Origin of the sequence: Halomonas sp. AOP13-D3-9, assembly GCF_052379125.1 — a bacterium.
In the GTDB taxonomy this organism is placed as follows: Bacteria; Pseudomonadota; Gammaproteobacteria; order Pseudomonadales; family Halomonadaceae; genus Vreelandella.
Genome location: NZ_JBQSYH010000035.1, coordinates 1 through 9,999 on the forward strand (window position 1 = coordinate 1; position 9,999 = coordinate 9,999).

Here is a 9,999-nt window from a genome sequence, read left to right on the forward strand (position 1 = left end):
GGCACGGAGTACGTGATTAATTTTGAATAAGCACTTATTGTTGATGTGTTCAGGGCTCTCAAACTGCGCACTGATCGCGTTAAGAGAGTTAACCAAAGCAGTTCTACCGACCCCATTAGCGAATGCTTCCGGGTCACTAAACAGTAATGCTTCAAACTCGTACATTTGAACAAAGGGGATAAAACGTCGCATCGGATCCTGGCCAATTAAACGCGTCAATTCCGTGGCCATTGCCTCCTGCACAGCTGCAGCTTTATCTTGTATATCCGCCTGATCAGCTTGATCGTTCTTACCCGGAAAACTCTGCGGGAGGCCGTAATAGTCAAAGAATGTAGTGCAATAAGCGCTACGATCACCAAGTAAACGGTTCTGCACATCGGCTTTAAGGCGCTCAAACTTGAAATTACCGCCTTTGTGCCCCGGCTTACCAACGAGCGCAGGGACTAACTGGATATCGCTGGGCAAAAAAATGGCAGCAGGCGTTCATTTACAAACATTTCTTCGGTTTGTCCTTCGCAGATAACATGCACACGAATCATCGCGAAGGCCTCCCACCCAGGATATTTTTCTCCCAAAGTTCGCCAATACTGTAGTCCTCCAGCCAACTGATGAAATCATCCTCGTCCATGCGCTTGAAAACCGAGCCTCCCTGCTCACGCTCTACGACGATCAGGTCTTCGATTTCGAACTCATTCAGCAATGGCACTGACTGAGTAGACACAATGACCTGCGTGCGCATAGCCGCCGAGCGTATCAGCGCTCCCAGCAGTGTTATTGCATAAGGATGTAAACCTAACTCAGGTTCATCAATAATGATGGTCGTTGGTGGATCAGGCTGCAGCAGCACTGTTACCAAGCAGATAAACCGAATCGAGCCATCCGAAAGCTGGCTGGGCCACAACGCGTAGTCACTGTCATTTTGTTTCCATAGCAAACGGATCTGCTGCTCTTCTGTGGGCAATGTGGTTGGCTGAAGCACAAAGTCATCAAAAAAGGGCACCGCCAAACGCACCGTTTTGCGAACTTGGCCGTACACATCAGGCGCTTCCTTTTTTAGCCTAAAAAGGAAAGCAGCCAGATTTGAGGCATCCATGCGTAGATACGCATTGTCGTGCAGAGAGACCTGCCGCTTTACGCCTGCCGTGTCACTGGTGTCATGAAAGTGAAATACCCGCCATTCAGAGATAGCTTCATAGCAAAAAGTTGCAATTTTTTGAGACGTCCCCCGCTCCATCTCCTTTTTGAGTTTCGACTCAGAATGCCCAGCGCCTAATCTGGGGCGGGTTACTCCGTAGTAGGGGTCTTTGAAATAAAGCATTTCTGAGGTAAAGGTAAAGCCACCATCGACTGTTGGCTGTAGCTCAAGGTCATAGCCGTTATCACCAAAACGAATTGAGCTAGTTAGTGACTCGGTTTCCTTGACCCCGTAGCAGAGGACTCTATCAGCGCCACCTTGCTTGCTCGTCCATACTTGTAACCTTCCCTCTACAAGCTCTGAAAGCATGCGAAAATAGGCGACAAAATTACTTTTGCCTGCTCCATTAGCACCAATGAGCACATTCAAATTAGCAAGGTGGAGATTTTCCACTTTACGTATGGATTTAAAGCCGTTGATGGAAAGTTTTCGGATTGCGCTCATTCGTTTTTTGCTACTCGACTCAATTGATGTTCCAAATGGTAGCGGACAAATCATCTAGGCTACGCCATCGTGATCAACTGGGCCGTTAATGACAAGCCGTTTGCCCATAATACAGAGACTGTACTCCCTACCCTCCATCTCGGCTATATCAGGCAGGCGCCCCCACTCATGGTAACCAAGGGCCTGTAGCAGTCGCATACTCGGCGTATTATGCGCAAAGACATAACCCACCAGGGTACGTAACCCTAGTGTTGGCGCCATCTCCTCTGCCGCCAATAATAGTTTTTTGCCTAGCAGTTTACCCTGATGTTCTGGGGCGATATAAATGCTCAGCTCAGCCGTATGCCGATAGGCGGGTCTGCCATAGAAACTCTCAAAACTTACCCATGCAACGACCTCTTCGCCCTGTTCGTACACCAGTAGCGGACGGCTCTCAGGTTGATGTTGCCGAAACCATTCAAGGCGCGATTCGACGCTAACCGGCTGCGTGTCAGCCGTCGAGGTTCGTGTCGGGATAGCGGCATTGTAAATATCCACAATCCTCGGCAGATCTAGCTCTTGTGCATGCCTAAGCCCCATTGAAGCCTCCATAAATGGATAAAGGGAACATGGATCCAGGTAACAACGTGCTCTCACTTATCTTGATCGCGGCTGAGAGAGCAGAAGTAAATAAAATTTGATTATCGGTGAGGCACTACCTTTTTAACCGTTGATGCTAAGTTAGCATAAGGCTCATCGCGATTGGAGTATTCTGCTAGTAGCTTAGGCTTTGTCTGAAAACTGGCTGCGCTCGACCATACGGCGTTCAAAATCGGCTCAAAGTACTCATTTACACTACGTAAACTCCGTCTTTTCGCCGATTTTTGCCTTGTCTGGCCTTCGCTCGCCGACTTTTCAGACAAAGCCTAGCGGCTATAGCTGTGGTGCTGGCTTTTAACCATCACCATATGCCTAGCTGAACGGCGAGCCAGCGACCCGGCGCCAGGGTGCCGATAAAGGCCCCAACCAGACCCAGATAGGCGCCCACCATCCAGCTTCGGTGCTGCTCTACCCTGCCCTTGAGAACCGCCAACACCGCAACGGCAAGAGCCACTAATACCCATAACGAAAGCAGATGAATCGGCCCAAAGTGACCCATCAACGGCAAAACGCCACCGCCAAACCCGAAGGAACTCAAAGCCGAGATTGCCATGGCCAGCACCCAGGTGCTGCCCATGATGCGATGGAGCCTGGTGCCCTTGGTCGAGAGCAGCACAATGGCCCCAAGCCCCAGGGCCAGAAAGGACGCGTAGAGATGCAGGGTAAACGCCATGGAAACCTCCGAGAGCCAAGCCCGCCGATAGACAAATGCAACTTGTTGCATAAGGCTAGCGTCCGCCATTTCATTATGCAACTATGTGCATAACATTCTCACAAAGCAGGGTTCCTTATGTCCCTACGCGCCGTTTTATTAATCACCCTGCAGCGTGAACCCGGCACCGGCTACGATATTCTGCAACGCTTCAAAGCGGGCCTTGCCCATGTTTGGCAGGCCAGCCACCAGCAGCTATATCGCGAACTTGACCGCATGCGCGGCGATGGCCTATTGACGTGCAAGACACTGCCGCAAACCGAACGCCCCGACCGCAAGGTTTACCAACTGACCGAAACGGGCCTTCAAGCGTTGGATACCTGGCTCGCCGAGCCCTTGGCCGCAAGCCCAGTGCGCCAGCCGCTGTTTGCCAAGTTTTTCGCCTGGGAACGCTGGCCCGACCAGGCCCGCCGCGAAGAGCTCTCCGCCTTTCGTGAGCAACTTAAGGAGCGTTTGACAACCTACGCTGCCATAGAGAAGGAGTGGTTTAGAGACCCTCAGTCGTTAACGCCTGCCCAGCGCGCGCCGTGGCACACGTTGCGGCTTGGTCAGCGCCTTACCGAAACTTGGGTGGAGTGGGTTGAGGAAGTGATGGACGAGGAGTAGATCGGGTGGCCTTGGCTACATGTGGACACGAAAGCTGAGGATGGGCCGTTTTCGGCCAAGAGCGGTATTTTAAGCCGACACTTATATAGTGCCTGTATTAGAAGGCGGTTGTTGGGGCGTTTGCACAGTGATCTGTAAGCCGAGCGCCTTTGCGACTTTTGCGACTGTACTGAACGTAGGATTGCCTTCGGGTGACAAAGCTTTGTACAAGCCTTCCCTGGTAAGTCCAGTATCTCGTGCAAGTTGGCTCATGTTCCTGTCGCGGGCGATAACACTCAACGCATGCACAATGAATGCAGGATCGTCACCGGCTTCCTCGATGCAGGCTTCAAGATACAGTTGAATGTCTTCTTCTGTTTCAAGGTGTTCTGCTGAATCCCATCGCGTAGTTTTGATACCCATAGCCTTATACCTCCAACTGCCTGGCAATTTCTTTGGCTTTGGCGATATCAAACTTCTGAGAGCTTTTGTCGCCACCGGCTAGAAGTATCACGACAACAGCGTCCAATCCGGGCCTGAATTCTAGCCTTTGCTCGTCGATCCTTGAGGGAACTGAACCATTTCGTGAATCTAGTCGTCGTTTTGACTTCTATCATATGGTAACTGTAGTTCATACATGGACTTGTGCCAACTGCGGTTCACACAAGCATTCTAACGCTCCGCTAATGTGCGCCGCCTGCTGCGTCACCATTGAGCGGCTTGTTAGCAGATTCTGCCTGAAGACGCTCCACCAGCCACACTTTGATGATCGATTGGCGAGTAACGCCTATGCGCGCAGCCTCACGATCCAACGACTCGACAACCCAAGCCGGGAAATCGACGTTGATTCGCTTTTGTTCCTGATTAACGCGGCGAGCAGAGGACAAATCGAGGTCATCGACGATATCTTCCTGCCCTTCTTCAAATTTCTTGTCGAAGTCTTTAGCTTTCATAGAGCTCAACCTCCTTCTTACGGGAACGTCTGACTGAAATCAGACGAATACGAGCATCCCTGTATGTGACGACAGCCGACCAGTGCTTTTCACCAATCTTGCCTATCAGCAAAAACCTCTGCTCATCCTCTGATTTAGCGCGGATCTCCAGCAGGTATGGATCTTTCCACAGCCCTTGGGCAGCAACGAAATCTATACCGTGCTTGTCCAGATTGGCCTTGCTTTTGGCTTCGTCGAATTCAAACTCATCCATGAGTACAAATTATTCCTTTTTTACTCAATCCGCAAGATTCGAAAGGAAGCTGTAGCTGCTAACGCCCGCCATAAACGGCACGAGGAACGAGTGTCCGGCGACCGCAGGGAGCGAATTTAATGGCTTGGTTATGTTTCTTCATCACCAAGCTCGGACATTCGCAATAATTGACTGCTACGCCTTACTGTCAGAATATCGATCTGGTCTCTGACACTGTAAATAATACGATACGTTCCAAATATCACCTCCCTGATGCGACGTCCCCCCACTTCAGGAACGACGCGTCCACTTTCAGGGAAGTCCGCCAGCCGCTCCACCGTGTCAAATATGCCATCAACCCACTCAACCGCAGCGCTAGGCTTATCTTCAGCTATGTATTTGGCGATATCCTCAACGCGCTCCAAGGCAAGCGGAGACCAAACAATCCTCATTTTTCCAGTCTGCCCAAAACTCGTGCTTTTGCCTCCTCATGGGAGATGCCTTCTCCACTAGCTATCTGCTCTTCTGCTTTGTAGACCTCCTCAAGCAGCTCTAGGCGCTCTTGCATCCTCTCGTACTCCTGGACGTCCACCAGTACGGCAACTCCACGCCCCCTCTGCGTTAGCACCATAGGGCGTCGAGTTTCATGGATCTGCTTTACAAATGTGGCAACACCCGCCCGAAACTCAGACAGGGGTCGGATATCTTCATCGACGCGAACTCTTAGCATGGGAATCACCTATGTACACCTAGTTGTACTCTTAAACGTACGCCAAATGCGTAGGATTGGCAAGGAAGCGGCGCTAAGAATCGAGTAGGAAGGGGAGTCGCCTCCCCTGTCCTCTCACACCACCGGGCATACGGTTCCGTACCACGGCGGTTCATGAACAACGCTTGAGCCATCTTACCGTATCCAGTACCGAGGTCAGTCCCTGGTCATAAAACCATTTCCTCGGCAGGGCCTGATTCATGTGCGAAGCCCCAGCGTTCCACCAGGGGCCTCGACCGTTCCCCGCCGATTTCCAGGCGCGGTGCCCGTATAGGCCCAACCCTCGCAGCTTCCGACGCCGAGTTGCCGGGCGCTTCCATTGCCGCCAGATCAAAACGCGTAAGCGCCGGCGTATCCATTGATCCAGCGCTTCCAAAGGGCGTTTCACATCAACAAGATTGAAGTAGTTAGCCCATCCTCGTAGGACTGGCCTCAACCCTTCGATTACCCGTTGGATGTTACGCCCCCTGCCACGTTTCAGGATCTCACGGACACGCTGCATCATGCGCGTCAGGCTTGTCTTGGCGAGCGTCAGTTTCGGCTGCTTGTGCCGAGTGAGGCTGTAGCCCAGGTATCCGCGTAGCCATGGCCGATCCACCGCACTTTTACGGCGATTGACCGTCAGCCGAAGTGAGCTCTCGAGATACTCACTCAAGCTGCCCATGACCCGCTCGCCTGCTCGTCGGCTCCGTACATAGATTTGTACATCGTCGGCGTAGCGGCAGAAGCGGTGGCCTCGGCGTTCCAACGCCTTGTCCATGTCGTCCAGCAGGATGTTCGCCAGTAGCGGGCTGAGGGGCCCGCCTTGGGGTGTCCCCCGCCGCCTCGGCGTGGGCAGGCCATGCTGGAACATACCCGCCTCCAGATAGCGACGGATCAGACGCAGTACACGCTTGTCGTCAACGCGCCGCGCGACCCGTGCCATCAGCAGGTCGTGATTCACTCGGTCGAAGAAGGCTTCCAGGTCAAGATCGACCACCCAGCGGTGACCGGCGGTGACGTGGGCCTTCATGGCCACGACAGCCTGCTTGGCACTCCGCTTGGGGCGGTAGCCGTAGCTCGACTCGGAGAAGCCCGGGTCGAAGATCGGCATCAGTACCTGGGACAGCGCTTGCTGGATTAGGCGGTCGGTAACCGTGGGAATACCGAGCTGCCGCATCCCACCCTTGGGCTTAGGGATCGTGGTTGCTCGGATCGGGCTGGGGTGGTACTGATCAGCCAGCAGCCGCTCGCGCAGCGTTGGCCAGTACGTCTTTAGGTGGTCGGCTAGCTGATACACCGTCATGCCATCGACACCCGGTGCGCCTTTGTTGGCAACCACCCGACGGTAAGCTCGCTCCATGTTTTCCGGGTCAACGACCCGTTCCATGAGCGAGGTTGGCTCCGCTTTCGTCCACGATAACGACGCCGGGCTCGTCTCGACGCTCACCGGCTGGGACTCGGGGTACTGCCCCTGCCCCTCTGGGTGAGTGACGGTATTCGCGTCATGGTCTGTCTTCATGATCGATCCTCGAGACGTTATCGCCTACTCGCGGTTCTTCATGTTCGGCCCTTGGTGCCGGGGTGAATCGGCACTTACTATGGCCTCGGCTGACGTCTGGTGATCCCTCCCGTCGCCTCTCGACGCCGGTAGCACTGTGGCAGATCACCAGACTTCCCAGGGTAAGACGCGCGACCTTCCCGCTTATGCCTGTCGGATTTACATCATGGCGTTCCGTGCAAGTATTGGGCTTTGGTGAGTGTTGCCACCTTACCCCACCATGACGCCTCGTATCCGCTTCCTGTTCGTCAGGCCAGCGTTTTGCCTCGGGCTTCCTTCAGATTCCCCCTCGCGAGGGACACCCTTGCCGTCGGCTAGCACTTCCCCTTACCGGGCGTGCAGGGGACTTTCACCCCCAAGTCATCCTGAGGCACTACCCCCAGGAACAGCGCCGGTCAAGGCGCTACGCGCCATGCCTGGCGCACAACATAACGCTGAAGCACAGCGTCGGCATTGCAGTGGCGACGAAGGAGCCACGGAAAGGGCATACGGCGGCCATCGGCCCGCGTACTGCTGCGACTTGTTATAAATTAGTGGCTTTGGTGCTCATGAGAGCACTGTTTCCAGAGAAGCCGAACTTCCCGTACAATCCCTGAGCATCACGGGTTTGCAACACCATTTGAGTTCCCTTTACAGCCGGGTGCGTAACCAAGCATTCCATGATCCACTGCCCCAAGCCGGTACCCCGATACTTGGGCTCAACCACAATATCCGCTACCCAGGTAAACGTAGCACTATCGGTGACTGCCCGCCCAAAACCAATCTGTGTGGGACCACGGTAAAGACTGAAGCATATGGAGCCAGCAACCATGCGCTCTACAATTTCCCTAGGGCGGCGGTCACCCCAATAGGTTGCGGCAAGCAAGCGGTGGACGACATCCAGTTGCACCTTGGATTTGTCGTCAGTGATTAAGTAATCATCTTTGCGCCACTCCATTGATGGCTACTCCCTGATTTATAACAGTTTATTAATACGCATGCGTGTTTTTCTGGCAACCAGAACCCTAACCATTTACCTGTAATGCTATGAAACTTATAGAAAATAAAGCTCGGTTTTGCGATACCCTTTGCCAGAAAAATGCGCACGCACATTAAACATTATCGCTATCCTTTCAAAGCTGCTCATAAGCACAAAGGCTTTCTTTGTAAGCCATTGTTTTGCTTGATTTCAAAAGATCGTTCTTCAGAAACATGAGCACTTATATTACAAACCCAAGTAGAGAAACGCGCATTATGTGCTAGATGCTACCGTAAAAACGTGGCCACTTCGGAAGTCTGCTAAGGATCGAAATCGACCCTTCACTCCTGGAGCAATCACCTACGTTACTTCCAACCACTCTACACACTAATTCTCAAATTTTCTTAGCTTCACGCTACCAGATAATGATTGCTGCCGTCACTGGAAATGATCCTTTAATACCGCCTTCAGTTATGGGCAATGAACTCGGTAAGCTTGGCGGCAAGAACGCTGCTAAGAAACGACCTTGATGATGACTACCCACTAGATACTCGGCCCTGGTGCACTTGGCCGCCTGCTAGCTCATTTGCTATCACCTTTGGCCACTTCGCTTATTGGTCATTGTGGGCTGCCTGCGCGGCAGATGTTGACCACGCTTAAAGGCGAACAGAGCGTACTGGTATTACGCTCGTTAACGGTAGCCTCAACTGGCGTCAAGCACGTCTGAAGCGCCAGCCTTTGTTCATGGCATTACTAGCGGTACTCCCCCTTCGACCCCACTGGTGCTGTGGCAAAACAGTTTTTTGGCTCAGCCGCGAATTACCTTGGCCTGGGCCGGTGCTATGCGAGACAACAATCCCACCTCCTTGTCGGTGGAAGCGGTTGAAGAGAGCGTTGTCTAATGGCTAAGTAAACTGGTCAGCACGTTTCCGATCGCCGCTTTACGGGCTAGCTCGAAGAAGTTCAGCAAACGTGACAGGCAGGAATTCATCAATATAAGTGTCATTGAACTCTACCAGCCGCGCCAATGCCTCGGGGTCAGGCAACTTCACATGCTGGCGGTCTCTGATCACTAGCCCCTCCTCACGCAGCATCGAAAAGGTTCGGCTTACGTGTACCGGACTCATCCCCAGCGCATCGCTGATCAACTGCTGAGTAAGCGGCATGAGAAAACTATTATCCTCCACGGCCTCGATCCGCTTGAGTCGCAGGTAGATTTCGTAGAGAAAGTGGGCCAATCGCTCGTGGGCAGCATACTGCCCGAGATAGATTAGCCGCTCGGAGAGTAACGCCTGCTGACGCATCGCTGTGGCCATGAGGCCGACGGCTAGGCTCGAACGCCTGAAGAGTTCAAAAAGCTGCTGATAGGAAAACGGATAGATCACACCTTGGTTAATCATCGCCGCACTTGACAGTCGGCGGGTGAAGCCAAAATCGCGCATGCCGATGATATCGCCGGGGAGGTAGAACTTGAGGATCTGCTTAGAGCCATTTCTCAAGTTGCGATAGGAGTATGCCCATCCTTCCTTGACCACGCAGAACAGATCAGCATCTGCGCGCTCCTGCCATAGCTCTTCGCTGGCTGCTATGTGCCGTGGGTTGAGCTCAAGGCCAAGCAACAGCGCCTTGTCTTCAGGAGAAAGCACCCCTTGGACGGTAAGACCCCGCATTACTACTGTATCGAGGAGCGCCACTCAATTACCTCTCAGGCTAACGATTTTTAGCCGCATTCTAAAACACATGCTTATATTAGTGACTTAACGTATGTTATGAATAATGCTTATTATCAAACAGTTGTGCGAATCCTTACTTAGAGGCAGTCAGGAAGGATCGTTTTGAACTGCGCTCTAGACCAGGTCAGCCTGACCGTCGCTAAGCGGCGTAAAAAAGCAAATACCTCATTTCTGTACAAAGGATATTGCGAGATTTCATTGCACGAAAACTGCTGCAAAAGGAACGCTAGGAGGACATG

The 9,999-nt window shown here is 52.8% G+C and carries 13 protein-coding genes; 1 reads left to right on the top strand and 12 read right to left on the bottom strand.

Translation table 11 applies throughout. The features are described 5' to 3' along the window. The 4 genes from ACT3UM_RS23810 to ACT3UM_RS23825 form a co-directional block, all read right to left on the bottom strand. Positions 1-465, bottom strand: a 465-nt coding sequence (locus ACT3UM_RS23810; protein WP_498902480.1) for a DUF4276 family protein, incomplete at its 3' end; no start/stop codon positions are given. Between the two features lie 70 nt (positions 466-535). Next, on the bottom strand, positions 536-1,639 hold the full coding sequence (locus tag ACT3UM_RS23815) for an AAA family ATPase (protein ID WP_498902481.1): 1,104 nt from the start codon (positions 1,637-1,639) through the stop codon (positions 536-538). A 54-nt stretch (positions 1,640-1,693) separates the two neighbouring features. Next, a complete protein-coding gene (locus ACT3UM_RS23820; RefSeq protein WP_498902482.1) occupies positions 1,694-2,218 on the bottom strand; it encodes a GNAT family N-acetyltransferase in 525 nt (174 codons plus the stop codon). A 361-nt stretch (positions 2,219-2,579) separates the two neighbouring features. After that, positions 2,580-3,002 carry a DUF2306 domain-containing protein gene (locus ACT3UM_RS23825; RefSeq protein ID WP_498902484.1) on the bottom strand — a complete coding sequence of 141 codons (423 nt, stop codon included), beginning with the start codon at positions 3,000-3,002 and terminating at the stop codon, positions 2,580-2,582. A 66-nt stretch (positions 3,003-3,068) separates the two neighbouring features. On the opposite strand from ACT3UM_RS23825, the gene ACT3UM_RS23830 reads away from it, so the two are divergent. Continuing rightward, entirely contained in the window at positions 3,069-3,596 is a 528-nt protein-coding gene (locus tag ACT3UM_RS23830) for a PadR family transcriptional regulator (RefSeq protein ID WP_498902485.1), read from the top strand. Positions 3,597-3,677: 81 nt separating this feature from the next. On the opposite strand, the gene ACT3UM_RS23835 is transcribed toward ACT3UM_RS23830, so the two are convergent. From ACT3UM_RS23835 to ACT3UM_RS23870, 8 genes are all read right to left on the bottom strand, one after another. Continuing rightward, positions 3,678-3,998: an addiction module antidote protein gene (locus ACT3UM_RS23835; protein WP_498902486.1), complete on the bottom strand. Its 321-nt coding sequence runs from the start codon at positions 3,996-3,998 to the stop codon at positions 3,678-3,680. Positions 3,999-4,258: 260 nt separating this feature from the next. After that, complete coding sequence (brnA, locus tag ACT3UM_RS23840; protein ID WP_074396173.1) at positions 4,259-4,528, bottom strand: type II toxin-antitoxin system BrnA family antitoxin; 270 nt, start codon at positions 4,526-4,528, stop codon at positions 4,259-4,261. Further along, positions 4,518-4,781 (bottom strand): BrnT family toxin, encoded by a 264-nt coding sequence (locus ACT3UM_RS23845; protein ID WP_498902489.1) that lies wholly within the window; start codon positions 4,779-4,781, stop codon positions 4,518-4,520. The genes brnA and ACT3UM_RS23845 overlap by 11 nt, the downstream gene beginning before the upstream one ends. 128 nt (positions 4,782-4,909) lie before the next feature. After that, on the bottom strand, positions 4,910-5,212 hold the full coding sequence (locus ACT3UM_RS23850; RefSeq protein ID WP_498902491.1) for a type II toxin-antitoxin system RelE/ParE family toxin: 303 nt from the start codon (positions 5,210-5,212) through the stop codon (positions 4,910-4,912). Further along, positions 5,209-5,490 carry a type II toxin-antitoxin system Phd/YefM family antitoxin gene (locus ACT3UM_RS23855; protein WP_215090931.1) on the bottom strand — a complete coding sequence of 94 codons (282 nt, stop codon included), beginning with the start codon at positions 5,488-5,490 and terminating at the stop codon, positions 5,209-5,211. The genes ACT3UM_RS23850 and ACT3UM_RS23855 overlap by 4 nt, the downstream gene beginning before the upstream one ends. A gap of 151 nt (positions 5,491-5,641) precedes the next feature. Next, positions 5,642-7,030 (bottom strand): group II intron reverse transcriptase/maturase, encoded by a 1,389-nt coding sequence (gene ltrA, locus ACT3UM_RS23860; protein ID WP_498902493.1) that lies wholly within the window; start codon positions 7,028-7,030, stop codon positions 5,642-5,644. Positions 7,031-7,592: 562 nt separating this feature from the next. Then, positions 7,593-8,006, bottom strand: a complete 414-nt coding sequence (locus ACT3UM_RS23865; RefSeq protein WP_498902494.1) for a GNAT family N-acetyltransferase — start codon at positions 8,004-8,006, stop codon at positions 7,593-7,595. Positions 8,007-8,968: 962 nt separating this feature from the next. Continuing rightward, the gene (locus ACT3UM_RS23870) at positions 8,969-9,721 is read right to left on the bottom strand and encodes a Crp/Fnr family transcriptional regulator (protein ID WP_498902495.1); all 753 of its coding nucleotides are present in this window, start codon (positions 9,719-9,721) and stop codon (positions 8,969-8,971) included. Positions 9,722-9,999 lie beyond the last annotated feature (278 nt).

What these genes read in the sequence shown, in the direction of transcription:
- ACT3UM_RS23815 (WP_498902481.1), bottom strand. Translation starts at nt 1,639, where the DNA reads ATGAGCGCAATCCGAAAACTTTCCATCAACGGCTTTAAATCCATACGT.
- ACT3UM_RS23820 (WP_498902482.1), bottom strand. Translation starts at nt 2,218, where the DNA reads ATGGGGCTTAGGCATGCACAAGAGCTAGATCTGCCGAGGATTGTGGAT.
- ACT3UM_RS23825 (WP_498902484.1), bottom strand. Translation starts at nt 3,002, where the DNA reads ATGCAACAAGTTGCATTTGTCTATCGGCGGGCTTGGCTCTCGGAGGTT.
- ACT3UM_RS23830 (WP_498902485.1), top strand. Translation starts at nt 3,069, where the DNA reads ATGTCCCTACGCGCCGTTTTATTAATCACCCTGCAGCGTGAACCCGGC.
- ACT3UM_RS23835 (WP_498902486.1), bottom strand. Translation starts at nt 3,998, where the DNA reads ATGGGTATCAAAACTACGCGATGGGATTCAGCAGAACACCTTGAAACA.
- brnA (WP_074396173.1), bottom strand. Translation starts at nt 4,528, where the DNA reads ATGAAAGCTAAAGACTTCGACAAGAAATTTGAAGAAGGGCAGGAAGAT.
- ACT3UM_RS23845 (WP_498902489.1), bottom strand. Translation starts at nt 4,781, where the DNA reads ATGGATGAGTTTGAATTCGACGAAGCCAAAAGCAAGGCCAATCTGGAC.
- ACT3UM_RS23850 (WP_498902491.1), bottom strand. Translation starts at nt 5,212, where the DNA reads ATGAGGATTGTTTGGTCTCCGCTTGCCTTGGAGCGCGTTGAGGATATC.
- ACT3UM_RS23855 (WP_215090931.1), bottom strand. Translation starts at nt 5,490, where the DNA reads ATGCTAAGAGTTCGCGTCGATGAAGATATCCGACCCCTGTCTGAGTTT.
- ltrA (WP_498902493.1), bottom strand. Translation starts at nt 7,030, where the DNA reads ATGAAGACAGACCATGACGCGAATACCGTCACTCACCCAGAGGGGCAG.
- ACT3UM_RS23865 (WP_498902494.1), bottom strand. Translation starts at nt 8,006, where the DNA reads ATGGAGTGGCGCAAAGATGATTACTTAATCACTGACGACAAATCCAAG.